This is a genomic window from Variovorax sp. Soil_C_17 (assembly GCF_057657265.1).
In genome coordinates this window covers 1500047-1525024 of record NZ_JBDGIT010000001.1, presented here as the reverse complement: position 1 = coordinate 1525024, position 24978 = coordinate 1500047, and the positions used below count along the sequence as shown (strand labels likewise).

The 24978-nt window shown below is 66.2% G+C and carries 25 protein-coding genes and 1 pseudogene; 13 read left to right on the top strand and 13 right to left on the bottom strand.

The genetic code is table 11. From position 1 onward, the window contains the following. Window position 1 precedes the first annotated feature (1 nt). Genes AC3A6Y_RS07400 through AC3A6Y_RS07375 form a run of 6 tightly spaced genes read left to right on the top strand, consistent with a single transcriptional unit; the run spans window position 2 to window position 5482 of the window. Complete coding sequence (locus AC3A6Y_RS07400; RefSeq protein ID WP_487867541.1) at window positions 2-1024, top strand: NAD-dependent epimerase/dehydratase family protein; 1023 nt, start codon at window positions 2-4, stop codon at window positions 1022-1024. After that, the gene (locus AC3A6Y_RS07395; RefSeq protein ID WP_487867540.1) at window positions 979-1833 is read left to right on the top strand and encodes a transketolase; all 855 of its coding nucleotides are present in this window, start codon (window positions 979-981) and stop codon (window positions 1831-1833) included. Before AC3A6Y_RS07400 ends, AC3A6Y_RS07395 begins: the two co-directional genes overlap by 46 nt. After that, window positions 1830-2747, top strand: a complete 918-nt coding sequence (locus AC3A6Y_RS07390; protein WP_487867539.1) for a transketolase family protein — start codon at window positions 1830-1832, stop codon at window positions 2745-2747. The genes AC3A6Y_RS07395 and AC3A6Y_RS07390 overlap by 4 nt, the downstream gene beginning before the upstream one ends. A 4-nt stretch (window positions 2748-2751) precedes the next feature. Next, window positions 2752-3114: a GtrA family protein gene (locus tag AC3A6Y_RS07385; RefSeq protein WP_487867538.1), complete on the top strand. Its 363-nt coding sequence runs from the start codon at window positions 2752-2754 to the stop codon at window positions 3112-3114. Next, complete coding sequence (locus AC3A6Y_RS07380; RefSeq protein ID WP_487867537.1) at window positions 3111-4058, top strand: glycosyltransferase family 2 protein; 948 nt, start codon at window positions 3111-3113, stop codon at window positions 4056-4058. Before AC3A6Y_RS07385 ends, AC3A6Y_RS07380 begins: the two co-directional genes overlap by 4 nt. An 11-nt stretch (window positions 4059-4069) precedes the next feature. Beyond that, window positions 4070-5482: a hypothetical protein gene (locus AC3A6Y_RS07375; RefSeq protein WP_487867536.1), complete on the top strand. Its 1413-nt coding sequence runs from the start codon at window positions 4070-4072 to the stop codon at window positions 5480-5482. Between the two features lie 227 nt (window positions 5483-5709). On the opposite strand, the gene AC3A6Y_RS07370 is transcribed toward AC3A6Y_RS07375, so the two are convergent. Genes AC3A6Y_RS07370 through rfbB form a run of 5 tightly spaced genes read right to left on the bottom strand, consistent with a single transcriptional unit; the run spans window position 5710 to window position 10823 of the window. After that, window positions 5710-7398 (bottom strand): hypothetical protein, encoded by a 1689-nt coding sequence (locus AC3A6Y_RS07370; RefSeq protein WP_487867535.1) that lies wholly within the window; start codon window positions 7396-7398, stop codon window positions 5710-5712. 22 nt (window positions 7399-7420) lie between these two features. After that, entirely contained in the window at window positions 7421-7969 is a 549-nt protein-coding gene (gene rfbC, locus AC3A6Y_RS07365; protein ID WP_487867534.1) for a dTDP-4-dehydrorhamnose 3,5-epimerase, read from the bottom strand. Then, window positions 7966-8853, bottom strand: coding sequence for a glucose-1-phosphate thymidylyltransferase RfbA (rfbA, locus tag AC3A6Y_RS07360; RefSeq protein WP_487867533.1), 888 nt, complete (start codon window positions 8851-8853; stop codon window positions 7966-7968). Before rfbA ends, rfbC begins: the two co-directional genes overlap by 4 nt. Window positions 8854-8874: 21 nt before the next feature. Next, window positions 8875-9765 carry a dTDP-4-dehydrorhamnose reductase gene (gene rfbD / locus AC3A6Y_RS07355; RefSeq protein WP_487867532.1) on the bottom strand — a complete coding sequence of 297 codons (891 nt, stop codon included), beginning with the start codon at window positions 9763-9765 and terminating at the stop codon, window positions 8875-8877. Next, complete coding sequence (gene rfbB / locus AC3A6Y_RS07350) at window positions 9762-10823, bottom strand: dTDP-glucose 4,6-dehydratase (RefSeq protein ID WP_487867531.1); 1062 nt, start codon at window positions 10821-10823, stop codon at window positions 9762-9764. Before rfbB ends, rfbD begins: the two co-directional genes overlap by 4 nt. 198 nt (window positions 10824-11021) lie before the next feature. On the opposite strand from rfbB, the gene AC3A6Y_RS07345 reads away from it, so the two are divergent. From AC3A6Y_RS07345 to AC3A6Y_RS07330, 4 genes are all read left to right on the top strand, one after another. Further along, window positions 11022-11525, top strand: coding sequence for a phasin family protein (locus AC3A6Y_RS07345; protein WP_487867530.1), 504 nt, complete (start codon window positions 11022-11024; stop codon window positions 11523-11525). 112 nt (window positions 11526-11637) lie between these two features. Beyond that, window positions 11638-12312, top strand: coding sequence for a TetR/AcrR family transcriptional regulator (locus tag AC3A6Y_RS07340; RefSeq protein ID WP_487867529.1), 675 nt, complete (start codon window positions 11638-11640; stop codon window positions 12310-12312). 7 nt (window positions 12313-12319) lie between these two features. Further along, the gene (locus tag AC3A6Y_RS07335) at window positions 12320-13150 is read left to right on the top strand and encodes a hypothetical protein (protein ID WP_487867528.1); all 831 of its coding nucleotides are present in this window, start codon (window positions 12320-12322) and stop codon (window positions 13148-13150) included. Between the two features lie 65 nt (window positions 13151-13215). After that, window positions 13216-13470: an acyl-CoA-binding protein gene (locus tag AC3A6Y_RS07330; protein ID WP_487867527.1), complete on the top strand. Its 255-nt coding sequence runs from the start codon at window positions 13216-13218 to the stop codon at window positions 13468-13470. Window positions 13471-13488: 18 nt separating this feature from the next. Here AC3A6Y_RS07330 and AC3A6Y_RS07325 read toward each other — a convergent pair whose 3' ends face one another. The 3 genes from AC3A6Y_RS07325 to AC3A6Y_RS07315 form a co-directional block, all read right to left on the bottom strand. After that, window positions 13489-13830: a polyhydroxyalkanoic acid system family protein gene (locus AC3A6Y_RS07325; protein WP_487867526.1), complete on the bottom strand. Its 342-nt coding sequence runs from the start codon at window positions 13828-13830 to the stop codon at window positions 13489-13491. Further along, window positions 13823-14965, bottom strand: a complete 1143-nt coding sequence (locus tag AC3A6Y_RS07320) for an aminopeptidase (RefSeq protein ID WP_487867525.1) — start codon at window positions 14963-14965, stop codon at window positions 13823-13825. Before AC3A6Y_RS07320 ends, AC3A6Y_RS07325 begins: the two co-directional genes overlap by 8 nt. Before the next feature lie 78 nt (window positions 14966-15043). Further along, window positions 15044-17074 carry a molybdopterin-containing oxidoreductase family protein gene (locus AC3A6Y_RS07315; RefSeq protein WP_487867524.1) on the bottom strand — a complete coding sequence of 677 codons (2031 nt, stop codon included), beginning with the start codon at window positions 17072-17074 and terminating at the stop codon, window positions 15044-15046. Between the two features lie 80 nt (window positions 17075-17154). On the opposite strand from AC3A6Y_RS07315, the gene AC3A6Y_RS07310 reads away from it, so the two are divergent. Beyond that, window positions 17155-18279 carry an ABC transporter substrate-binding protein gene (locus AC3A6Y_RS07310; protein ID WP_487867523.1) on the top strand — a complete coding sequence of 375 codons (1125 nt, stop codon included), beginning with the start codon at window positions 17155-17157 and terminating at the stop codon, window positions 18277-18279. A gap of 6 nt (window positions 18280-18285) precedes the next feature. Here AC3A6Y_RS07310 and AC3A6Y_RS07305 read toward each other — a convergent pair whose 3' ends face one another. Continuing rightward, window positions 18286-19377 carry a M14 family metallopeptidase gene (locus AC3A6Y_RS07305; protein ID WP_487867522.1) on the bottom strand — a complete coding sequence of 364 codons (1092 nt, stop codon included), beginning with the start codon at window positions 19375-19377 and terminating at the stop codon, window positions 18286-18288. After that, window positions 19374-20588, bottom strand: coding sequence for a M20 aminoacylase family protein (locus AC3A6Y_RS07300; protein ID WP_487867521.1), 1215 nt, complete (start codon window positions 20586-20588; stop codon window positions 19374-19376). The genes AC3A6Y_RS07305 and AC3A6Y_RS07300 overlap by 4 nt, the downstream gene beginning before the upstream one ends. A 108-nt stretch (window positions 20589-20696) precedes the next feature. On the opposite strand from AC3A6Y_RS07300, the gene argE reads away from it, so the two are divergent. After that, window positions 20697-21908 (top strand): acetylornithine deacetylase, encoded by a 1212-nt coding sequence (gene argE / locus AC3A6Y_RS07295; protein ID WP_487867520.1) that lies wholly within the window; start codon window positions 20697-20699, stop codon window positions 21906-21908. 89 nt (window positions 21909-21997) lie between these two features. Continuing rightward, the gene (locus AC3A6Y_RS07290; RefSeq protein WP_487867519.1) at window positions 21998-23125 is read left to right on the top strand and encodes a DUF445 domain-containing protein; all 1128 of its coding nucleotides are present in this window, start codon (window positions 21998-22000) and stop codon (window positions 23123-23125) included. Window positions 23126-23162: 37 nt separating this feature from the next. On the opposite strand, the gene AC3A6Y_RS07285 is transcribed toward AC3A6Y_RS07290, so the two are convergent. The 3 genes and pseudogenes from AC3A6Y_RS07285 to AC3A6Y_RS07275 form a co-directional block, all read right to left on the bottom strand. Beyond that, window positions 23163-23924, bottom strand: coding sequence for an ABC transporter permease (locus tag AC3A6Y_RS07285; protein ID WP_487867812.1), 762 nt, complete (start codon window positions 23922-23924; stop codon window positions 23163-23165). Between the two features lie 88 nt (window positions 23925-24012). Further along, window positions 24013-24351, bottom strand: coding sequence for an ATP-binding cassette domain-containing protein (locus AC3A6Y_RS07280; protein WP_487867811.1), 339 nt, complete (start codon window positions 24349-24351; stop codon window positions 24013-24015). A 15-nt stretch (window positions 24352-24366) separates the two neighbouring features. Next, window positions 24367-24867, bottom strand: a pseudogene (locus tag AC3A6Y_RS07275) (ATP-binding cassette domain-containing protein); the annotation flags it as partial. Window positions 24868-24978 lie beyond the last annotated feature (111 nt).

Sequence of the window (24978 nt, the reverse complement as noted above, 5' to 3'; positions counted from 1 at the left end):
AATGGATCTCGATGAGGTCCTGCGCATGACCTCTCCGGATGTATGGACCGGATTGCGCAAGCAGTCGCTGTTCATCACCGGAGGCACGGGTTTCGTGGGCAAATGGCTGCTCGAATGCCTGTTGCATGCCGAGCGGGCGATGGGGCTTGGCATCACGTTGACGGTGCTGACGCGCGACCCCGAAGCCTTCGCCCGAACCAGCCCGCATCTCGCGCTTTCGTCGGCCGTGACGCTGGTCTGCGGCGACGTGCAGGACTTCTCGGTTCCAACTGGCGAGTTCTCCTCGGTGATCCACGCCGCCCTCCCAGTCGCGCCGCAGTCCGGCGGCGGCAAACTCGACCAGTTGGCCCTGGCGGGCGCGCGGCGCGTTTGCGAGTTCGCTGCGTCCAGCCGGGTGCGACGACTCCTGCACATCAGCTCCGGTGCGGTCTATGGCGCTCAGCGCACTGCCGCTCCGTTGGCGGAGGAAGCGAGCTGGGATGACGCAGAGATCGTCAATGACTACACGCGCGGCAAGCGCCTCGCCGAGACGGTTGTCTTGCAGCACCGTCCTTTCGACGTGGTGATCGCACGCTGCTTCGCGTTCATCGGCCCCTGCCTGCTTCCGTCGAGCGGCGCGGCCGCTGCCCAGTTCATCGAGGATGCAGCGAGCGGCCAAGGCATTGTCGTGCAGGGCACCGGCGAAGCCATGCGCACCTATCAGTACGCAGCCGACATGGCGCGCTGGCTTTTGAGCTGCCTGGTCCTCGGGACGCCTGGCCGCGTCTACAACATCGGAAGCGACAGAGCGGTCACAATTGCCCGTCTGGCGTCGGAAGTGACACGGCTTGCTGGCACCGGTATCCCCCCACGCATCGCCGGCCTACCCACGCAGGGGCTTGCAGGCCATCGCTATATACCCGACCTGCGACGCGCACGCGCGGAGCTCGGATTGGCCAACGCTGTCGATCTCGAAGAAGCGATTCGACGAACTCTCGCATGGCGCCGGCAAGCGCCAGACGCAACTTCAACGGCTTCAATATGAAACCCTCCTTCCATCCCGCAAAACTGCGGAAGACGGTCGTCGAAATGGCGTTCGCCGGCAACGCTGTCCACCTGGGTTGTGCCTTCTCGATCGTCGAGTTGCTCTCGCGACTCTATAGCCGCCATATGCGCTATGACGAGACGAACCCCGACGATCCGGCACGCGACTACCTGGTGCTGAGCAAAGGCCATGGCGTGATGGCGCAGTACGCCTGCCTGTACGAGTTGGGCTGGCTCGATCGCAAGGACATCGACAACTACTTTCATGACGGATCGCGGCTCAAAGGCCTCTCCGACGCGCACGTGCCGGGCTGCGAAGTGACCGCCGGTACGCTGGGCCACGGGCTCTCTGTCGGGGTGGGTCTGGCGCTCGCGGCAGCCCGCAAAAAGACGGGGCAAAAGTGCTACGCCGTCGTTGGCGACGGCGAGATGAACGAAGGGCCGATCTGGGAGGCGATGCTGTTCGCGGCCCATGCCAAGCTGGACAACCTGATGGTCATCGTCGATGCGAACGGGTTCCAGGCAATGGGGACCACCGACGAGGTGATGCAACTCGGAGACCTCTGCGCAAAGTTCTCCGCTTTCGACTTCGACACGCAGCAGGTCGACGGCCACGACCTCGATGCCATCTCCGCCGCAATCGAGGGCCTGGAGGCCAGGAAGAACGGCCGCCCGAAGGCGCTGATGGCCAAGACCGTCAAGGGCAAGGGCGTCTCCTACATGGAGAACGTCAACGCCTGGCACTACTCGCGCTTGAACCCGGACCTGTATGCACAGGCCCTGCGCGAACTCGAAGGAACAACGCCATGAGAACGGCATTTTCCAACGCCCTCGTCGAGGCCGCCACACAGGACGAGCGCGTGGTTCTCTTGACCGGAGACCACGGCTACGCATTGTTCGACGAGTTCCGCAAGCGATGCCCGGGTCAGTACATCAATGCCGGCATCGCCGAACAAAACATGGTCGGTGTCGCTGCCGGCTTGGCGAAGGCAGGGCTGCGGCCCATCGTCTACGGCTTGAGTGCCTTCGTTCCCGTGCGCGTGCTGGAACAAATCAAGATCGACGTCTGCTACGAGAAGCTTCCGGTCATCTTCACCGGCGACGGAGCAGGCCTCGTCTACAGCACCCTTGGCACCAGCCACCAGAGTTTTGAGGACATCGCCTGCCTGCGGGCCGTGCCGCACATCGACATCATGTCCCCCTGCGACGCCCATGAGCTGACCGCCTGCATGAGGATGGCGCTGCGCGAGGAAACTCCGGTGTACATCCGCATGGGCAAGGCCGACGTCGGGCAGGTTCATGCCTCCTTGCCGCAGCTGCGGCGCGGCGAACTCCTGCAGGTCCGCAACGGCCGACATCCCGTAGCGCTGATCGCCACCGGGTCCATGGTCAAGTCAGCTTGCGCCCTTGGGGACGAGCTTGACGCCTCCGTCTGGAGCGCGCCGTGGCTCAAGCCGCTCCATGCGCAGCAACTCGACGCGCTCGCCCGAAGCGCCACGGCGCTCATAACGCTCGAAGAGCACTCGACGTCGGGAGGGCTGGGGGGCGCTGTCCTGGAAATGCTCTCCGAGACCGCCCCGCTGCCGGTGCTGCGCGTCGGCATCGGCGAGCGCTTCTCGGAGACATGCGGCAGCTACGCGCATGCGATTCGCGAGCATGGCCTGGACCTCGCCTCGGTCCGCGCAAGGGTTCTTCCCTTCGCAGCCCGATGGAAGGCCTCCTGAAGTGGTGAGTTCGCAGCTCTTTCGCTTCCTGCTCGTCGGCGGATTGAACACCGTCGTAGGCTACGGGCTCTTCGCCGGGTTCACCTGGGCCGGCGTTCCGTATCCGATCGCGATCGGCCTGGCGACCGTGCTGGGCGTCGCCTTCAACTTCCAGAGCACAGGACGGCTTGTCTTCGGCGGTGCTCCGTTGTCTCACCTCGGCCGCTTCGTCGCCGTCTACGTCGTGGTCTATCTCGTGAACGTCGGCTCGGTAGCCCTTCTGCTGCGCACCGGGCTCAATGTCTACCTCGCGAACGCCTTGGTCATTCTCCCATTGGCTCTTCTTGCCTTCGTGCTCCAGCGCCGATTCGTCTTTGAAGTTTCATGAAGCACATTACCGTCGTCACCCCTTGCTACAACGAGGAAGACAATGTCGAAGAGGTCTACCGGCAGACCCGCGAGGTCTTCGCGACCATCGAAGGCGTGAGCTACGAACACCTCTTCATCGACAACTGTTCGTCCGACCGCACGCCGGACCTGCTGCGTGTCATGGCCGCAGCCGATCCCCATGTCAAGGTGATCCTGAACGCGCGCAATTTCGGGCACATCCGCTCGCCATACCACGGCTTGCTGCAGGCAGGCGGCGATGCGGCCATCCTGCTCGTCTGCGACCTCCAGGATCCACCGGAACTCATCCGGAATTTCCTGGACGAGTGGCGCAAGGGAGCGAAGCTGGTCATTGGCGTCAAGCCGAGTGCGGACGAGTCGAGCTTGATGTTCGCGATACGGCGGATGTACTACCGGACAGTGACGCGCATTGCGGACGTCAAGCTCATCCAGAACTTCACCGGATTCGGCCTCTACGACAGGCAGGTGCTGGAGCAGTTGCGCAGGATCGACGATCCCTACCCCTATCTTCGAGGCCTCATCTCGGAGGTGGGCTTCGAGCCCGTCCAGATCCCGTACAACCAGCCTCGGCGCAAGCGAGGCATCACGAAGAACAACTTCTACACGCTGTACGACATCGCAATGCTGGGCATCACCTCGCATTCGCGCGTGCCCTTGCGAATTGCAACCATGGCGGGCTTCGTCCTTTCCGGCTTGAGCCTGCTCATCTCGCTGATCTATCTCGTGCTGAAGCTCGTCTTCTGGAACGAGTTCTCCGCCGGCACTGCGCCAATTCTGATCGGCATGTTCTTCTTTGCGTCGGTGCAGTTGTTCTTTATCGGACTGCTGGGGGAATACGTAGGCGCAATTCTTACGCACGTGATGAAAAGACCGCTGGTCGTTGAGCGGGAAAGAATCAACATGGACATTGCATCGGATATTTGAAAGCTGTATCGATGCGTCGCAACGTAGTTCTTTCCGTAGTCTTGCCGCTTGGCATTCTCTTGGCACTGTTTTTTCGATTTGGTCCGTATATACAGTCGCTCAGTTTCGACTTGGCCCAGCACTATTTCCTTGTCGACGAAATAATGAAGCATGGCGCCGTCCGGCCGCCGCCGATTCCCAACATCGCGACCATGGCCATCTACCCTCCCGGGTCTCACTGGATGGCTGCACTCATCGGGTGGGTGGGTGGATCAGGTCTTGTAGGTATCACGCTGGTGACCATCTCGGCGGTTTTCCTTGCCTATCTTCTGATTGCCCGACTGGTGGGGACAGACAAACCTGTTGCCATCATCGTCTTTGGCATCTTCTTCGTTGCCCTGATCCGGTCTCGTTCATTGCTCGGCTGGGAAGTCATCGAGAACTATTTCTATCCCCAGTTGGTCGCAGACGTCGTATATCTCGGCACCCTGCTTTGGCTGGCGAGGAGCTCCGCAATCCCGGAGCGTGTAGTCGTCATCGTGATCGCCGGGCTGGCAACGATGTGGATACAGCCTTTGGTAGCACTCCATATATTTGCCGCCGGGATTGCATTGCTGGCGCTCGAGTGCATTGGCTTATGGCGAGCCAGATCGCCGTCCGTCAAATGGTGTGTTCTTGCATTGCTGGGCGTCTTGACGGTGAGCGCGATAGTCGTCGCGACCCACCCTGCTTTCAAGGTCATGCGAATGATCTCCGCGAACAACGGGGGGCTCAACCTCGGCTATTCGAATCTGATGCTCGTGACGTCCGTATGTTCAGCGGTGGGTCTACTCAATCTTTGGCGATGGCTCACGAAGAGAGCTGACTTCACCGATGCTGTTCTCGGATGCGCCGTCACTGCGGCGAGCGGCTTGGCTCTGCTCCAGTTTGCAGCTTGGAAGCTAGGTCACGATGGGTCACTGTATGCAGTCAAGAAGCATATGTTCCTGATCGTGACCTTGGGGGCCATGAACGGCGCAAGGTTGATCGCGCGGCGCATCCATATCGGTCAAGATCTTCTCTCTGCACGTGTGCTGTCGTCAGTAGCTGCAGGATTGGCGTCACTCGTCATACTTCATTCGTTCACAACGCCCGTGCGTCCGATCGTGGAAGCAATCAATTACGCGAACGGCGCGGCGCAGTTTCGCTGGCCTGGGTACCGGCCTGGCACCACGTTGGCCGAGATGCACTCGGATTTTGTCGACGGCCTCGTTTCCTTCACATCTTTCGAGTACCCGTTCGACGCCAAAGGGATCGATTGGCTGCAGAGAAAAACGAAGGCTGCGGATATAGCCGAGTACGTGATGGTCAAGCGCTCCCCCAGTCTCGATGCAACCTGCAACGAGCGATTTGCGGAAAGCGCCACGTACGCAATAGTCCCGGCCGCATGCCTGAAGTCGCAGTGAACTCTTGGGCTCCCCCGCTGCCAAGCGCCAGATTCGCACGCATGGCAATGCACTGCGTGAGTCTGGGCGCCTCAAACTTCGGGGTAGACATGCCCAAGGTGCTGGAGGCCTATGTCGTCGCGGACCGGACTGCGGGTAATACGGTGGTTTAACTCCGACCGAAGCCTTCATGAGAATGGCCTCGGATGTGCGGCAACTGCGCTGGTCGAGGGCTGCCTCTCTAGCGCCTAGCCGGGCGAAGTGCAATCGCCTCGCCGATAGACGGAAGCATCGCGCAGACCGAGCTGGACTCTTTGAGCGAGCACATAGTTGTCCAGGAGAGCGCGGTCGGACACCGACAACGGCGTGGCCCACTGCCAGTTGTTGACCACAAGGACATCGGGTCGATTTACCGGAACTTCGTAGAACGCCCTCACTGCCTCGGTTGCAAAGTTCCGGTCGTCGCCGGGATAGTTCCAGGTCGACAGCGCGCTCGGCAACATGGCTGTCATAAGGTAGAACCCCGGCCCCGTGCCGAGCACCGCAAACATGTTTCCACAACCGCGCTGTCGCTCAATGGCCTCGGACATCTGTGCAATGAAATTTGCTTGGTCCGCATCCGTACGGAGGCCCGCAAAAGCACCGCCCGGCACCTGTACCGTATTGCGCGGCGAAAAGGCACCGATCTGCCCGTAGTAGTTACCGAAGGTGGCCGAGGTCATCACCCCGCACGCCAGCATCATGACGATCAAGCCCGAAATGCGAGAAGTTGCAGCCTCCCTCCTGGGCAGGACCAAGGCGAGGCCGGACGCAAGCAAACCACCGATCGGAAAGTTGAAAAGCCCGTTAAATGCTGTGGCCGCAGTGGCCAGTCCTCCCATGAAGCTTCCACCATAGATCACGGCGATCACGCGCTCGCGATGGTTCGCGTCAGCAAAAACCAAAGCACGGATCGCGACGCAAACGCCCGTCAAGGACAACAGCAGCACCAAGTCATGTGCCCGGCTGAAGAATGTCGGTGCCTCCGACGCTGCTACACCAACAACGAGCAGGCCCAGCACCATGTCGCAAGGCAGGCGCACGCTGGGCGTCCTCAGGCATTGGGCGCTCGCGACCAGCAAGGCCATGAGGCACATGAGCGCAAAGGCCCGGTGTGCGGCGAATGCATCGATCGCCAAGCCCAATTTGCCACTCAAGCCGCCTGAAATGTTGTTGAAAGCATTGGTGAATCGCACCATTTCAAGCAGGCGTGAGGGCCCCAGCACCCAGCAGAGCAGCAAAGCTGCCACTGCGAGAAGAAAAGCGCACGCAATCCCGTAGCGGACGATGAGCGATCGCTGGGCGGGGGCTCGCAGTGCAGCCAGTGCAAGAAGAAGGAATACCGCCAGCGGCGCCAGCAAAGGCGGGTAGGCGGTACATGCAACCGCCCACCAGACGGCCGAGAGCCACAGCGAGGGAGCAATCCAACCAGCAGCAGGAATGCGCTCGGCCGACGAACGACTCATTCCGATGGCAAACAGTGACATTGCCCCGACGAAAGAGCACATGCCCAAAGTGTTGTACGAAGGGGCCGGCAAGCCGAAGGGAATGAACAAAAGTGCGAATGCCGCGACCAACGTGGCTGCAACCCCGCCTCGATAAGCAGCGACTGCGCGATACAAGCAAGCAGCCGAGAGAACGGAGACGCCCAGATAGACAGCCCGCAGGAACAGAACAAGACCTTCCGGATTCCCGCGCACCGCTCGATAGAGAAGCGCCAGCGGATAGACGAGGAGATCGGCGGTCTGGTGGACCATCAGAAACGGGGAGCCATCCAAGCCCCGCTTCAGCCATCCGTCGATGAAGGCGGCGTAGTAGGACTCGTCTCCCAAGTCGACGCCGAGGGTAATGCGAAAGGCGAGTGCCGCGACGCAAAGTCCGAGCACGAGTGGCGGCAAGGCCGCCAGCTTCGGCCTTGCCTCAGGCAAAGAGTTGGGCCTCGACGAGCGCAGCGCCCGCCTGATCCTTTGCCGACAACTGCGGTGCTGCGCCAACGTCCGGCCAGCGGATGCTCAGGCGCTCGTCATCCCACTTAATGCACCGCTCATGCGCCGGCGCATAGTAGTCCGTCGTCTTGTACAAAAAATCCGCCGACTCGCTCATCACCAGAAACCCATGCGCAAATCCCTCAGGCACCCACATCTGCTTGTGGTTCTCTTCAGTAAGCTCCATGCCCACCCACTTTCCGAAGGTCGGCGATGACTTGCGAATATCCACCGCGACATCGAAAACCGCGCCGCGCACCACGCGCACCAGCTTCCCTTGCGGCTGCTGGATCTGGTAGTGCAGCCCGCGCAGAACACCCTTGACCGATCGCGAATGGTTGTCCTGCACGAACTCGACGTGGCGGCCGACCGCCTCATCGAAGGCCCTTCCATTGAAGCTCTCATAAAAGAACCCGCGCGCATCGCCGAACACCTTCGGCTCGATCACGAGCACATCCGGAATCGCAGTAGGCGTGACCTTCACGAGCGCACCTCATCCTTCATCAGGTGATTCAGATACTTGCCATACCCGCTCTTCTCCAGCGGCTTGGCCAGCATCGCGAGCTGCTCGGTGGTGATGAAGCCATTGCGCCACGCGATTTCCTCGGGGCAAGCAATCTTGAGCCCCTGCCGGTGCTCCAGCGTCGCGATGAACTGCCCGGCTTCGAGCAGGCTCTCGTGGGTGCCGGTGTCCAGCCAGGCATAGCCGCGCTGCATGATCTGGACGTTGAGCTGGCCGCGCTCCAGGTAGGCCTGGTTGACGGCCGTGATCTCCAGCTCGCCACGCGCGCTGGGCTTCACCGCCTTGGCAATGTCGACCACCTGGTTGTCGTAGAAATAAAGGCCGGTCACCGCATAGCTGCTCTTGGGCTTGGCCGGCTTTTCTTCGATGCTGCTGGCCTTGCCGTTCGCATCGAAGGCCACCACGCCATAGCGTTCAGGGTCTTGCACGTGATACGCAAAGACAGTGGCGCCCTTGTCCTTGGCATCAGCATCGGCGAGAAGGGGCACGAGGTCGTGGCCGTAGAAGATGTTGTCGCCCAGCACCAGGGCGCTCGGCGAATTCCCCACGAACTTGTCACCGATGATGAAGGCCTGCGCCAGCCCGTCCGGGCTCGGCTGCACCGCATACCGGATGTCGATACCCCACTGGCTCCCGTCGCCCAGCAATTGCTGGAAGCGGGGCGTGTCCTGCGGCGTGCTGATGATCAGGATGTCGCGCATGCCGCCCAGCATCAGCGTGCTGAGCGGGTAATAGATCATCGGCTTGTCGTACACGGGCAGCAGCTGCTTGCTGATCGCCAGCGTGGCCGGATGCAGGCGCGTGCCGGAGCCGCCGGCGAGGATGATGCCTTTGCGTTGCGTCATGGATTTTTCTCGGGTCTTGAATCAGAGCGTCTCGTGCAGCATGCGCGCGACGCCGGTCTGCCAGTGCGGGAGGCTGAGGCCGAAGGCCGATCGGAGCTTGATCGTACTCAAGCGCGAATTGCGCGGACGCGTCGCCGGCGTCGGGAATGCGCTCGTCGGCACGGCGTCGACCGCGGCAGGGCCGGCTTTCAACGCCATGCCGGCCGCCTCGGCCTGCTCGAGCACGAAGCGCGCATAGCCGTGCCAGGTGGTCTCGCCACCGGCCGCCAGGTGATAGAGCCCGGCCTTGGCCGGATCGCGCAGCGTGTCGCGAATCGCATGGGCCGTCACGTCGGCCAGCAGCTCGGCGCCGGTCGGCGCGCCGAACTGGTCGTCGATCACGGTCAGCCGCTCGCGCTCTTTGGCCAGCCGCAGCATGGTCTTGGCAAAGTTGCCGCCGCGCGCGGCATAAACCCAGCTGGTGCGAAAGATCAGGTGCTTCTGGCAATGCGCGGCGATCAGCTGCTCGCCCTCGAGCTTGGTGCGGCCGTAAACGCTGAGGGGCCCCGTGGCATCGTCTTCCTGCCAGGGGCGCTCGCCGCTGCCGTCGAACACGTAGTCGGTGGAGTAATGCACCATCAGCGCACCGACCTCCTGGGCAGCCTGCGCGATGGCGCCGGGCGCGGTCGCGTTCAGGGTGCGCGCGAGCTCGGGCTCGCTCTCGGCCTTGTCGACCGCGGTGTGGGCGGCGGCATTGACGATCACGTCGGGCCGAAGCGTCAGCACCGTCTGCGCCACCTGCTCCGGATGCCGCAGGTCGCCCGCGAAATCGGTGCTCGCGGAGCCCAGCGCCACGAGTTCGCCGAGCGGCGCCAGGCTGCGCTGCAGCTCCCAGCCCACCTGCCCCGTCTTGCCGAGCAGCAACAGCTTCATGCGGCCTCGTACTGCTTCTTTACCCAGTCGCGGTAGGCGCCGCTTTGCACGTTGTGCACCCAGGCTGCGTTGTCCAGGTACCACTCGACAGTCTTGCGAATGCCGCTGTCGAAAGTCTCGGCCGGCTTCCAGCCCAGCTCGCGCTCGAGCTTGCGGGCGTCGATGGCGTAGCGCCGATCGTGGCCGGGCCGGTCGGTCACGAAGCTGATCTGCTGCTGGTAGCTGCGGCCGTCGGCGCGTGGGCGCAGCTCGTCGAGCAGCATGCAGATGGTGTGGACGATCTCGATGTTGGGCTTCTCGTTCCAGCCGCCCACGTTGTAGGTTTCGCCGAGCCGGCCGGCCTCGAGCACGCGGCGGATGGCGCTGCAGTGGTCCTTGACGTAGAGCCAGTCGCGCACCTGCATGCCGTCGCCGTACACCGGCAGCGGCTTGCCGGCGAGCGCGTTGACGATCATCAGCGGGATCAGCTTCTCGGGGAAGTGGAAGGGGCCGTAGTTGTTGGAGCAGTTGGTGGTGAGCACCGGCAGGCCGTAGGTGTGGTGCCAGGCGCGAACCAGATGGTCGCTCGCGGCCTTGCTGGCCGAGTAGGGGCTGTTGGGCTCGTACTTGTTCTCTTCGGTGAAGGCCGGGTCGCTGGCCGAGAGCGAGCCGTAGACCTCGTCGGTCGAGACATGGAGCCAGCGGAAGGCGGCCTTCTGCTCTGCCGGCAAAGCCCCCCAGTAGCCCCGCACCGATTCGAGCAGGCGGAAGGTGCCGAGCACATTGGTCTGGACGAAGTCCTCGGGCCCGTGGATCGAGCGGTCCACATGCGACTCGGCCGCGAAGTTCAGCACGGCGCGCGGCTGGTGCTCGGCCAGCAGCCCGTCGACCAGCGCGCTGTCGCCGATATCGCCCTGCACGAAGATGTGCTTCGGGTTGTTGTCGAGCGACGCCAGCGTCTCGAGGTTGCCGGCGTACGTCAGCTTGTCGAGGTTGACAACGGGCTCGTCGCTTTGAGCCAACCAATCGAGAACGAAGTTGGCGCCGATGAAGCCGGCGCCGCCGGTAACCAGGATCATGCAGTCTCCCGTTGTGGAATGTGAAAAGCCCGCCTTGCGCCGGCAGCCGGGGATTATCCCATCGCGAGACAGGGGTCGGTCCGCCCGCCGGCCGTCGATCCGCCTCCAGCACGACGTCTGACGCAGATGAGCATCCGGCTCTAAAAGCCGCGGAGCTCGTGCTCTAAAGTCGCCCCATTCGCATCCGGAGGTCAACCCATGGAAAAGCCAACCGACAAGCCCGACGACAAGCCGGACGACAAGTCCGAGCGCATCAAGGACTCCGCCCAACAAATCTGGCTCGCCGGCCTCGGCGCCTTCGCCAAGATGCAGCAGGAAGGCAGCAAGGCTTTCGAGGCGCTGGTCAACGACGGTCTCGGCGTCCAGAAGAAGACGCAGCAGGCCGCCGAGGAAACCCTGGCCCAGGCCCAGGCCCGGATGAGCGGTTTCGCGAGCGATTTCGGCAACCGGGCCGCGGGCGGCTGGGGCAAGCTGGAATCCATCTTCGAGGACCGCGTGGCGCGCGCGCTCGAAAAGCTCGGCATCCCCTCGGCGGAGGAGGTCGCGACGCTGAAGGCACGCGTGGAGGCGCTCGAAGCCCAGCTCAAGCACAAGGACGGCGCCACCCGCCCCGCGCGCGCCCCGCGCAAGACGGCCGCTCGCCATCCGGCCGAAGCTGCGGCGAAGCCTTCGCGGCGACGCAAGCCGAGCAGCGACGCCTGACCCCCGCCGGCCCGGCGGGACCACCGGCGGTCCCGCCGCAGTGCAGCAATCCCCCGCGGCCCGGGACTTGCGCTAGAGTCGCCTGCAGAGACAACCCGGGGGCTACGAGCACATGGCCAAGAAAGCGCCACGACGCACTGCGCAACGCATCCTCGAAGCCGCATTGGACCTGTTCAACCGGTTCGGGGAGCCGAACGTCTCGACCACGCTGGTGGCGGGCGAGCTCAACATCAGCCCCGGCAATCTCTACTACCACTACCCCGCCAAGGATGAGCTGATCAACCGGCTCTACGAGAGCTACGAGACCGAGCTCAACGAGCTGCTGCACGCCAGCGAAGGCGTGCACGACGTGGAAGACGCCTGGTTCTTCATGCACAGCCTGTTCGAGCTGATCTGGCGCTACCGCTTCCTCTACCGCGATCTCAACGACCTGCTGTCCAAGAACCGGCACCTGGAAATGCAGTTCCAGCTGGTGCTGCAGAACAAGGCACGCGCCATCCGGACCCTGCTTGCCGGCATGAGCCGGGCCGGCCACCTGGACATCGACCCGCGCGAGGTCGATCCGCTGGCCCAGAGCATGGTGGTGGTGCTGACCTACTGGCTGAGCTTCGAGTACGTGCGCAATCCGCGGGAGGCGCTGGAGCCCGGCCATGCCCAGGGTGCCCTCTTGCGCGGCGCGCACCACACGCTGCATCTGCTCGCTCCCTATCTCGCCGCCGAACAACGACGGCATTTGCTGACACTGAGCAGCGCCTACACAGGCGAAGATCAGGCGGCAATCGTCTGAACATCGCATGGCCCACCCCGACCTTCACCCTTTCTCGCTGCTGGCCTCCGACACGGTGCCGGGCATGGAGCCCTGGGCTGCGATGCCCTATCGGGACGCGCCGCGCTTCGATGCCGCCACGGTGCTGCAGCAGTGGCGGCGGCTGCATGTCGGCCACGGGATGCCGCCGCCGGCCCCCGGCCCGCTGGCGGAGGGTTGGGCGCTCTACCACAGCGGCGAGTTCGAGCGGGCTGCCAACCTGGGCTTGCGGCATGGCCGCGAAGGCCTGGTGCTGGCCAACCAGGCCACGGCCATTTATGCCAACTACCTGGAGCCGCGGGAGGCATGCCGGCAGGCCATGTTCAAGCAGGTCGCCGAGCGCGCCGCCGCCCAGGTCGAAGACGAACCGGAGAACTGGCAGGCCCTGTACTGGCAGGCCTACGCGCTGGGCCGCTACAGCCAGGGGATCAGCGTGGCAAGGGCGCTCGCGCAGGGCCTGGGCTCGAAGGTCAAGGGCGCACTGGAACGCGTGATCGCACTGCAGCCGCGGCATGCCGCCGCGCATGTGGCGCTGGCTGCTTTCCACGCCGAGGTGATCGACAAGGTCGGGGCGCTGGTCGGGCGCATGACCTACGGCGTACGGGCAGAAACCGCCATCGAGCTGTTCAAGCACGGGCTGGAACTCCACCCGAACTCGCCGGGCGCGCTGATGGAATACGCCCGCGGCCTGCTGATGCTGGAAGGCGAGGCACGCACGGCCGAGGCCACCGCCCTCTACGAACGGGCCGCCGCCATCGAGCCGGTCGACGCGCGCGAGCGGCTCGACGTCGAGCTGGCGCGCGCGGGGCTGTCCGAATGAACTCCGGCCGCTTTGTAAACGGCATCGTCACTTAAGATGCGGGCCCCAGCCCAACGATTGCCGCCATGTCCGACCTGAACGCCCGCTTCGAAGCCGCCCAAGCCAACTCCAAACTGCTCGCCGAGCGTCCTGACAACCCGACGCTGCTGAAGATCTACGGCCTGTTCAAGCAGGCGACGCAGGGCGACAACACCGAGAAGAAGCCCAGCTTCAGCGACATCGTCGCGCGCGCCAAGTGGGACGCCTGGACCGCCCAGAAGGGCCTCGGCGCCGACGAGGCCAAGCAGAAGTACATCGACCTGATCGAGTCGCTGCGCTGAGCAGCAGGCGCTGCGGCCTTACAACCAGTCCTTGTCGTTGTAGGCGTCGTCGTCTTCGTCTTCGTCTTTGCGCCGGCCCAGCAGGTCGTCCAGCTTCTGCCGCAGGCGCTGCTCGATCTGCCCGCTGAAGCTGGCGAACAGTCCGGCCAGCGTCGCCTGCAGCCTGAAGCTGTCGCCGCTGACCTCGACGCTGCCGTCGATGCCTGCGCGGCTGAAGCGGCCGAGGTCGCGGGTGGGGCCTTCCTCGTAGCTGCATTCCAGCCCGTATTCCTGCTCGACCTGGCGGACCCATTTGCGCGCGATGGCGCGCGCGGCGTCGATGCCGAGCTGATGGCTGCGTTCGATGTGGATGTCAGGCACCGGGCCCTCCCTGTCGGCTTGGGTGTTGGGGTTCTTCGATCGGCTCGCGGGCCGCGGGCGCCGCGACGGCCCCGGGGCGCAGCGCCGCCATTCTCTCGTCCTTGGGCAGCGCGGCCAGGCGCTTGACGGCTGCATAGAAGCGCTGCCAGTCCCGCCCCTCGCGCTCGAACAGGGCCTCGAAGCCGGGCACCAGCTCGTCGTACGCGGCCTGCGCGCCGAACAGGGCGTTGTTGGCGCGGGCCACCCAGCCGTCGTAGGCGCCCTGCCGCGGACCGCTCCAGCCGGCGCGCATGGCCGCGTAGCGCTGGCGGAAGTCTTCCATGGCGGCCTTCTTTTGCGCATCGACAGCCGCCCAGTCCTGGGCCTGCGCCTCCTTCGAGGCGTAGATGTCCTTCAGCACCTGGCGCGTACGCGCGGTGAGCGCGCGGAACTGCTGGCGCCGGCCGTCGAACTGGGCGTATTCGAGCCGCGCCGTCTCGCTGGCCTGGGTCTGCAGCCAGCGTGCCCCGCCGATGCGCTCCACCGCGGTCGCGAAGGACTCGTTGAATGTGGTGTCCCCGGCCACGTACAGCACCTGGTGCGCCAGCTCGTGGAACACGATGCGGGCCAGCTCGCCTTCGGGATATCCGATGAAGGTGGACAGCAGCGGGTCGCCGCCGGCCCAGTTCATCCAGCCCAGCGTGGAGTAGGCCGGCACCGGATAGGCGACCGTTTCCAGGCCCTGGGCGCTCAGGGCGGCCGCCTCCGCGCGGGCTGCGGCCTCGTCGTAGTAGCCGCGGTAGCCGACGCAGCCGGCGACCGGGAAGCACCAGGTCTTGAGGGTGAGCGAATGAGCGGGCGCCGCCACCACGTTCCAGATGGCGGCGGGCCGGTGCAGGTCGGCGTAGGCCTTGTAGCTCGGGTTGTCGGGCAGGCCCAGCTCGGCGACCGCAAAGCGGCGGATGCGTTGCGCGAGCTCCAGCTTGGCCTTGAGCGCCTCGGAGGCCTTCGGGTCGTGCAGCCACTCGGGCACCGGCCGCGCCGCGCGCATGAGCGCCAGGTGGCCGCTGGCCGATTGCCAGTAATAGCCCAGGTCGGCGCAGCCGCCCAGGGCCAGCACGGCCGTGGCCGCGAAGACCGCGCGCCACCGGCTCATCGGTCGACCCCCTTGCTGCGCACCGCCTCTTGCTCCCTCTCCCGGTTGCGGGAAGGGAGCAAGAAGGCCTTGCGCTCGTCAGGCATCGGGGGCCACCTCGACCAGGCAGTCGTAGAAGGTGGGCCCGCGGCCGATGTCGGTCAGCCGCTGGCTGGTGAGCTGGTTGACATTGGTGCCGTCCACCCCGAGCTTGCGCCACCAGATGCCCAGGCCGTGCACCACGCCGGGCCGGGCGCGGCGCGAGACTTCGGCGCGGCAGCGGTGTTCGCCGCGCCGGTTGAAGACCCGCACCATCGCGCCGTCGACGATGCCGCGCGCGGCGGCATCGTCCTCGTGGATCTCCAGCAGCGGCTCGCCCTCGATCGCGCGCAGGCTCCTGACGTTGACGAAGCTCGAATTGAGGAAGTTGCGCGCCGGCGGCGAGATCATCGCCAGCGGAAACTCCGTCGAGCTGCCGGCCGGCTCGTAGTTGGGCAGGTGGTCGGGCAGCCCGTCCTGGCCTTGCGCCGCGAGGCGCGCGCTGAAGAACTCGCAGCGGCCCGAGGGCGTGGGGAAGCCGCCTTCGGCAAAGGGCGCGTCGGGGAGCTTCAGGCTGCTGAAGCCCTGCGCCTGCAGTTCCTCGACATCGATCGTGCCGGGGGCGAAAGCGCTGCGGCACAGCGTTTCGTCGTCGTCGGAGAAACAGGGCTCGTCGAAGCCCATGCGGCGGGCGAGCTCGCGGAACACCCAGGCATTGCTGCGCGCCTCGCCGCGCGGCGCCAGCGCCGGCCGGTTCAGCAGCACGTCGGTGTGGCCGTAGCTGGTGTGGATGTCCCAGTGCTCCAGCTGGGTGGTGGCCGGCAGCACGTAGTCGGCATGGTCGGCGGTGTCGGTCTGGAACTGCTCCAGCACCACGGTGAAGAGGTCTTCGCGCGCGAAGCCGGCCACCACCTTGGCCGACTCGGGCGCGACCGCCACCGGGTTGCTGTTGTAGACGATCAGCGCGCGGACCGGGTTCGCCGTGTCGAGCAGGGCATCGCCGATGGTGCTCATGTTGATGGTGCGCGGGCGCCGGCCGGCGAGCAGGTCGGGCCGCTGCAGCGCGGCGCGATCCACCGGGAACTGGCCCGAGCTGCTCAGCAGCAGCCCGCCCGCGCGCTCGCGCCAGGCGCCGACCAGCGCGGGCAGGCAGGCGATGGCGCGCGCCGCGTTGCCGCCGCCGCGCACCCGCTGCATGCCGTAATTGAGGCGGATCGCCGCCGGCCGGGTGGTGCCGTAGTCGCGCGCCAGCGCCACGATCTGCGCCTCCGGCACGCCGCAGACCGCGGCCGCGCGCGCGGGCGGCCATTGCAGGGCGCGCTCGCGCAGCTGCTCCCAGCCCAGGGTGTGGCGCTCGATGTAGTCGTGGTCCAGCCAGTCGTTGACGATCAGCTCGTGCATCAGGGCAAAGGCCAGGGCCGCGTCGGTACCCGGCAGCAGCGCGATGTGCTCGTCGCACTTGTCGGCAGTCTCGGTCCGGCGCGGGTCGATGCACACCAGCCTGGCGCCGGCGCGCTTGGCGGCCTGCGCATGGCGCCAGAAATGCAGGTTGCTCGCGATCGAGTTGCTGCCCCAGATGAGGATCAGCTTCGCCTCGGCAAAAAATTGGACGCGCATGCCGACCTTGCCGCCCAAGGTAAAACTTAAGGCCTCACCCCCTGCCGTCGAGCAAATGGTGCGGTCCAGCAGGGATGCGCCGATCTTGTGGAAAAAGCGACGATCCATCGACTCGCCCTGCACCAAACCCATGGTTCCCGCATAGCTGTAGGGCAGAATCGATTCTGACGAATTGTTACGCCGTAACACGTTCAAGCGTTCGGCGATGTCGGACAGGGCCGCTTCCCAGCTCACCGGCTCGAAGCGGCCGCTGCCCTTGGGGCCGACCCGCTTGAGGGGCTGCAGCAGGCGCTCGGGGTGGTCGTTGCGTTCGATGTAGCGCGAGACCTTCGTGCACAGCACGCCGGCCGTATGCGGATGTGCCGGGTTGCCCTGCAGCTTGACGGCTTTGCCGTCCTGCACGGTGGTGAGGAGGGAGCAGGTGTCGGGGCAGTCGTGGGGACAGGCGCCGAGCACCTGGGTCGGGGAGGTCATGAAATGGGCCGGGCAACAACAACAAGAGCGACCGGTCGAGTCTAAGTTCTGCGCCGCAGCGGCGCTCTGGAGTTTTCACGATGATCCATCGCAGGCACTTTTCGATGGCGGCCGGTGCCGCGGCACTCGGCGGCTTCAACCTTGCGAGGGCCCAGAGCGAAGCGCCCGTCGTACTCGGCCAGTCGGCGCCCTTCAGCGGGCCGGCGGCGCAGTTGGGCATCCAGTTCCACCAGGGCGCCAAGCTGTACCTCGACCAGTACAACGCGACCTCCGGCCACCGCGACGTGCGGATCAAGTTCCTGGACGACGGCTACGAGCCCGATCGCTGCGCCGCCAACACCAGGAAGCTGATCGACGAAGACGCGTTCGCGCTCTTCGGCTACATCGGTACGCCCACCAGCCTGGCGGCCCTGCCGCTGGCGGTGAATGCCAAGGTGCCCTTCATCGCGCCCTTCACCGGGGCCATGGCGCTGCGCGAGCCGTTCCAGCGCAACGTGTTCCACCTGCGCGCCTCCTACAACGACGAGACGGCGCTGATCGTGAAGCAGCTCACCCACCTGGGCCTGAAGAAGATCGCGGTCTTCTATCAGAACGACGCCTACGGCAAGGCCGGCCTGGACGGCGTGACCTTGGCCCTCGCGCAGCTCGACCTGAAGCCGGCGGCCCTGGCGACGGTGGAGCGCAACACGGTCGACGTCGCCGCGGCGGTGAAGACCATCGTGGCCGCCCGGCCCGACGCCGTGGTCCAGGTCAGCGCCTACAAGTCCTGCGCCGCCTTCATCCGCGAGGCGCGCAAGGCGGGCTATGGCGGTACCTTCTACAACGTGTCCTTCGTCGGCACGCAGGCCCTGGCCGACGAGCTGGGCAAGGATGGTGCCGGGGTGGTGGTCACCCAGGTCGTGCCCTCCCCCTACTACGCCGCGAACGGGATCACGCGCGAGTTCAACGAGGCGGTGAAGAAGAGCGGCGGCTCGGTCCAGTCCAACTTCTCCAGCATGGAGGGCTACCTGGCCGCCAAGGTGCTGGCCGAAGGCCTGCGCCGCGCGCCCGGCAAGCTCACGCGCGAGAGCCTGATCGCGGGGCTGGAGAGCATCGACCGCCAGCAGTTCGGCGGTTTCGAGGTGTCCTTCTCGCCGCGCAACCACGTGGCATCGAAGTTCGTGGAGCTGTCGATGATCACCGGGGATGGCCGCATCCGGACTTGAGGGACGTCACGCCAGGCCGTCGACCGCCTGGAACATCGCCTGCCGCGCCTGGCTGATCACCTGCCCGCGCCAGGCATCGGTGTCGCTGTAGAAGGCCGCGAACATGCGCGCGCGGATGGACTCGGCCAGCTCGGCCGGCGCCTCCGGGTGGCGGTGCAGCCAGTGGTCCCCGCGCAGCGCGGCGGTCACTTCCAGCATCGGCTCGGTGCCGTACTCCAGCGCGATCGAGGTGTGCTCGGCCTGGGGACATTCGTCGTCCAGCGCGTAGCACATCAGTCCGGTCAAGAAGGACGAGGTCGAGGAGCCGTCGTACATCGAGGTGACCGGCGCCGCCGAGCTGCCCCACCAGGCATTGGCTCGCGCATACGCGGCCTTGTCGTTGCGGCCGGCGAAGATGCGCTCGCCGATGCCGTTGGGCCCGAGGCCGGTGTGCAGGTCGATCCAGCCGAGCCGGCGTGCCCGGCCTGCATGGGTGCGCAGCACCTCGCGCACGCTCCTGTTGCTCCACGTCGGCGCGTTGCCGCCGTAGAACAGGCCGTCGGCGAACTGGTACTGGCCGCGCGACACGGCGGCCTGGTAGAAGCCCAGCCCCTCGCGCGCGATGAGACTGTCGATGGCTGCCTGGTTGGCCGCGGACGGCGGCCACTGCTCGGGCACCAGCAGCGCATGCAGGCTGGCATACGCTTCGTTCACGGGCGGCGGCTTCGAGAAGTCGAGGAAGTTTCGGTTCAGGTCCACGTTCTCGTGCGTGACGCGCCGCCCGTGCGAGAAGCCGTGCGGATTGAGCGCATGCACGTAGAGCACCGCGACGCCCTGGTCGCGTGCCTTCTCGCGCCACTCGGCGTCGTACAGCGCGAACACCTGCACGCCGCTGCCGCAATGGCCTTCGACGCCGTGGCAGCCGCTGCTCACGATCAGCAGGCTTGCGGCATTCGCATCGCCATCGAGCGCCACGTCGATCGCCAGCTCCTCGCCGTCGCGGCCACGCAGCGGATGCACATGGGACTGCACGGCCAGGCCCGCGCTCGCGCAAGCTTCGAGAAACTTGCGGCGGGCCTGTGCGTAGCGCGGCGCAAACGCCTCGCCGACGCCGATCATGCGGCGCTTCCCTGGGCCGGCTTCGGGCTGTTCAGGAACTCCTCGGCCAGCCGCACCCAGCAGGTCGCGCCCAGCGGAATCAGCTCGTCGTTGAAGTCGTAGCTCGCGTTGTGCAGCATGCAGGGGCCGCCGCCATGGTGCAGCGCGCGGTGGCTGCCGTCGCCGTTGCCGATGAAGGCATAGGCGCCGGGCCGGGCCTGGAGCATGAAGGCGAAGTCCTCGGCCGTCATCGCCGGCTCCTGCGCCAGCACGTTGTCCTCGCCGACGATGCCGGCCATCACGCGGCGCGCGAAGTTGGCCTCGGCCGCGGTGTTGATGGTGGGCGGGTAGTTGCGGTGGAAGTGGAAGTCGCACTCGGCGTCGTGCGCCGCGCTCACGTGCTCGGCGATCTTCTTCATGCGCGCCTCGATCAGGTCCAGCACCTCCAGCGTGAAGGTGCGCACCGTGCCCTTGAGCTCGCAGCGATCGGGGATCACGTTGCTCGCCTCGCCGCCGTGGATCATGGTGACGGAGATCACGCCGGCCTCGGTCGGCTTCTTGTTGCGGGAGATGATGGTCTGGAAAGCCTGCACCATCTCGCAGGCGATCGGCACCGGGTCGATGCCGGTGTGCGGCAGCGCCGCATGGCCGCCCTTGCCGCGGATGGTGATGGTGAACTCGTTGCTCGAGGCCATTGCCGGCCCGGGGCTGACGGCGAACTGGCCCGCCTTCATGCCGGGCCAGTTGTGCATGCCGAACACGGCCTCCATCGGGAACTGCTCGAAAAGGCCCTCCTTGACCATCTCGCGCGCGCCGCCGCCGCCCTCCTCCGCCGGCTGGAAGATGAGGTAGACCGTGCCGTCGAAGTTGCGGTTCTTCGCCAGGTGCTGCGCCGCGGCCAGCAGCATCGCGGTGTGGCCGTCGTGCCCGCAGGCGTGCATCTTGCCGGGGTGCTTGCTGGCATGGGCGAAGGTGTTGAGCTCGGTGACCGGCAGCGCGTCCATGTCGGCGCGCAGGCCGACGGCGCGGGCGCTGCTGCCGTTCTTCACGATGCCGATCACGCCGGTGGTGGCCAGCCCGCGGTGGACGGGGATGCCCCATTCCGTGAGCTTGGCCGCCACCACGTCGGCGGTGCGCTGCTCCTGGAAGCAGAGTTCAGGGTGGGCGTGCAGGTCACGTCGAACGGCGGCGATGCCGCCCGCCTGGGTGACCAGGGAGTCGATGAGTTTCATGGGGAAGAGTCTAGGCTTAGCCGGAAGTACTCGCAAAGCCCGTGGCTCTGTCGAGTCAGAGGCCAATTTCCTTACGGCCGCGGGACAAGTTCCGAGACAATGGCCCGCATGCCGTCTCCCCCTCTCTCCACCCGCAGCCTCGAGTTCGCGCAGACGCTGGTTCGCATGAATACCGTGAGCACCCACAGCAACCTGGAGCTGATCGACTTCGCGCGCGACCACCTGGCGGGCCTGGGCGTGCGCAGCCGCCTCACCTACAACGCCGACAAGACCAAGGCCAACCTGTTCGCCACCCTGGGCGCGGGCAAGCCGGCCGGCGTGATCGTCTCGGGCCACACCGATACCGTGCCCTGGGACGGACAGGCCTGGAGCGTGGACCCGCTCTCGGCCCTGGTCCAGGACTGGCCGCAGGACGAGCACGACGGCGAGGCGATGCAGGTCGAGCCCCGCCTCTACGGCCGCGGCTCGGCGGACATGAAGAGCTTCATCGCCATTGCGCTGGCGAACGCCGAGCGCTTCGTCGAGAGCGACTCGCCCTTCGCGGTGCACTTCGCCTTCAGCTACGACGAGGAGGTGGGCTGCTTCGGCGTGCGCGAACTGATTGCCGACATGAAGGACCAGGGCATCCGGCCGCTGGCCTGCATCGTCGGCGAGCCCACGATGATGGTGCCGGCCATCGCGCACAAGGGCGTCTACCGCTACCGCTGCTGCGTGCGCGGCAAGGAGGCCCATTCCTCGCTCACGCCGCGTTCGGTCAACGCGATCGAGATGGCGGCGCGCCTGGTCGGCAAGCTGCGCGACATGGCCGAGGGCTTCGAGCGCGACGAGCCCCGCTACGCCGGCTTCGACGTGCCCTACAGCACCGCCAGCGTCGGCCAGTTCCACGGCGGCATCGCCGACAACGTGGTGCCGCGCGACGCCGAGTTCCGCTACGAGTTCCGCGACCTGCCCACGGCCGACGCCCAGAAGATGCAGCGGGAGATGCGGCTGCATGCCAACCGCCTGGAGGCCGGCATGAAGAAGATCGCGCCCGAGGCCGGCTTCAGCTTCGAAACCATCTGCGAGATCCCCAGTTTCCTGACCACGGCCGACGACCCCGTCACCCGGCTGGCCCAGCGGCTGGCCGGCGAAGCGGGCACCACGCTGGTCGCCTTCGGCACCGAGGCCGGCCTCTTCAAGCAGGCCGGCATCCCGACCGTGGTGTGCGGCCCCGGCAGCATCACCCAGGCGCACCAGCCCGACGAGTACGTCACGCTGGCCCAACTCGCACGCTGCGAGCAGTTCCTGCAGGGGCTCGCGGCGACCCGGGAGATCCGCTGAAGCGCGTCGCCCTCGGCCTGCTCGGCGCCGCTGCCCTGCTCTACGCGGCGGCGACGGCGCTGGCGGCGCGTCATCCGGCCTGGGGCTACGTGGCCGCCTTCGCCGAAGCCGCGATGGTGGGCGCGATCGCCGACTGGTTCGCGGTGGTCGCGCTGTTCCGGCACCCGCTGGGACTGCCCATCCCGCATACCGCGATCATCCCGTCCAACAAGGACCGCATCGGCGCCCGGCTGGCGGGCTTCATCTGCAACAACTTCCTGAGCACGCCGCAGGTGCTGGCCAAGCTCGAGCAGCTCGATCCTGCCGCGCGGCTGGCCCATTGGCTGTCGCAGCCCGCGCATGCGGCCACGCTCGGCGGGCATCTGGCGGGGGCGGCGCGCTACGGCCTGGCCGCCTTCGACGACGCACGCGTGCGCGAATTCCTGGCCCGTGCGGCAGCGGCCGGGCTGGCCCAGGTCGACATGGCGCGGCTGGCGGGGCAGGCCCTCGATGCGCTGACCGCCCACGGGCGGCATCAGGCCCTGCTCGACGATCTGCTGGCCCAGGTTGCGGCCGCGGTCGAGGGCGAGGAAGTGCAGTTGCAGATCACCGAGGCGATCGCGCGCGAGATCCGGGCGCTGCGCTACGTCGGCCTGGACCAGGTCACGGCCCGGCTGGCCACGCGCAAGATCGTGGCGGCCGCCGCGCGCACGGTGGCCGAGATGGCGAGCGACCCTGCGCATCCGATGCGGCAGCGCTTCGACGCGTTCATGCAGGAGTTCGTCCACAAGCTCAAGACCGACCCGGAGTTCCAGCGCCGCGGCGAGGCGATTCGCGCGGAGCTGCAGGCGCATCCGGCCATCGGCGAGTACCTGCACGGGCTGTGGAGCGAGCTGCTGGGCTGGCTGCATGAAGACCTGGCGAAGAGCGACTCGGCGATCCGGCAGCGCGTCGTCGCGATGGCCGGCACGCTCGGCGCGCGGCTGGAAGCCGACGAGGCGATGCGGCGCTGGATCAACGAGCAGATCGTGGATGCGGCGCCGCGGGCGATCGAGCGCTACCGGGAGGACATCCGGCGCTACATCGTGGAGCGCGTGGGGCAGTGGAACGCCGAGGAGATGAGCGTGGAGCTGGAAAAGCACATCGGGCGGGACCTGCAGTTCATCCGGGTCAACGGGACGCTGGTGGGCGGGTTGGTGGGTCTGCTCATTCACTCGATCACCCAGGCGCTGGCTTGAATCCACCTCCCTTTCCGGGGGAGGGAACAAGCCGGGGTCACGCCCGGAACCGTTTGCGCGTCAGGCCCAGCGCCACCCAGAAGGCCGCCACCGTGTAGACCCCCAGCACGACCGCATGCCGCCACCAGTCCTGCGGCCACTGGTCCATGAACAGCGGCCGCACCAGCGCCACCGCGTTCGCGAGCGGCAGCCAGTTCGCGAACCGGTGCACCACGTCGGGCAGCTGCTCCAGCGGAAAGAACACGCCCGACAGAAACATCATCGGCGTCATGAACAGCGTGAAGTAGTAGGTGAAGAAGTCGTAGCCCTTCGCCAGCGCATTGAAGATCAGCGCGATGCACGAGAAGGTCACGCCCACTCCGCCCAGCACCAGCCACGCGACCAGCAGCTTGGGGCTGTGGCTGATGCCCAGCCCCAGCATCACGAACAGGATGGCGGTGGTGGTGAAGATGGCCTTGAAGGCGGCCCACAGCATCTCGGCCAGCACCACGTCGTCCAGCCCCACCGGCGCGTTCATGATGCCGTCCCAGGTCTTCTGCACATGCATGCGCGAGAAGGCGGAGTAGAGCGCCTCGAAGGAGGCGGCGTTCATCGAGCTCATGCAGATCGAGCCGCTGGCAAGGAACAGGATGTAGGGCACCTGCGTGCCTTCCACCGACACCTGCCCCACCAGCGCGCCCATGCCATAGCCGAAGGCCACCAGCCAGATCAGCGGCTCGGCGATGTTGCCGATCAGGCTGGGGATCGCGAGCTTGCGCCACACCAGCAGGTTGCGCAGGAACACCGGCCACCAGCGCATCGAGAGCTCGGGCGGACGCCACACGGAAGGCGCGGGCGGCAATGCGTCGTCGATCAGGGCGCTCACGTATTTCTCCAAGCGGTCATCTTCAACCGTCTTCCCGAATCTGGCGGCCGGTGAGCTTGAGGAACAGGTCCTCCAGGTTCGCAGGCCGATGAAAGGTGCGCAGGCCCTTGTGGCCATCGAGCGCGTTCAGCAGGCCGCGCGCATCCTGCGTGTAGAAGAACACCGTCTCGCCGCTGACCTCGACGCGCGCGGCATAGTCCTTGAGCGGCGACTGCGCCAGCCCCAGCGCGCCGTTGCCGTAGACCTCGACCACGTCGGGCTCGAGATGCTCGGCGATCAGGTCGCGCGGCCGGCCTTCGGCGATCTTGCGGCCGTGGTCGATCACGATGAGCCGGGAGCACAGCCGCTCGGCTTCGTCCATGAAGTGCGTGGTCAGCAGGATCGACTTGCCCTGCTGCAGCAGCAACTGCAGGCGCTCCCACATCAGGTGGCGCGCCTGGGGGTCCAGGCCGGTGGTGGGCTCGTCGAGCATCAGGAGCTTCGGGTCGTTGACCAGCGCGCGCGCCAGCGACAGCCGCCGCCGCATGCCGCCGGACAGCTCGCCCGGCCGGACGTCGGCCTTGTGCGACAGCGAAGCGAAATCCAGCAGCTGCGGAATGCGCGGCATGATCTCGCGCCGGCTCATGCCGAAGTAGCGCGCATAGACCATCAGGTTCTCGGCGCAGCTGAAGTCCGGGTCGAGGGTGTCGAACTGGCTCACCACGCCGAGCTGCGCCTTGATGGCGCGCGCGTCGCGCGGCATCGAGAGCCCGCCCAGTGCCTCGATGCTGCCACCGTCGGGCGCGGTGAGGCCCAGGCACATGCGGATGGTGGTGGTCTTGCCCGCGCCGTTCGGTCCGATCACGCCCAGGCATTCGCCGGGTGCGATGGTGAACGAGAGGTCGTCCACCACGGTGGTCGCACCGTAGCGCTTGTGCAGGTGGTTCGCTTGGAAGAGAGGGGCGGAAGGGCTGGGCACCGGGGCATTGTGGCGCAATGGCCTGGGCCG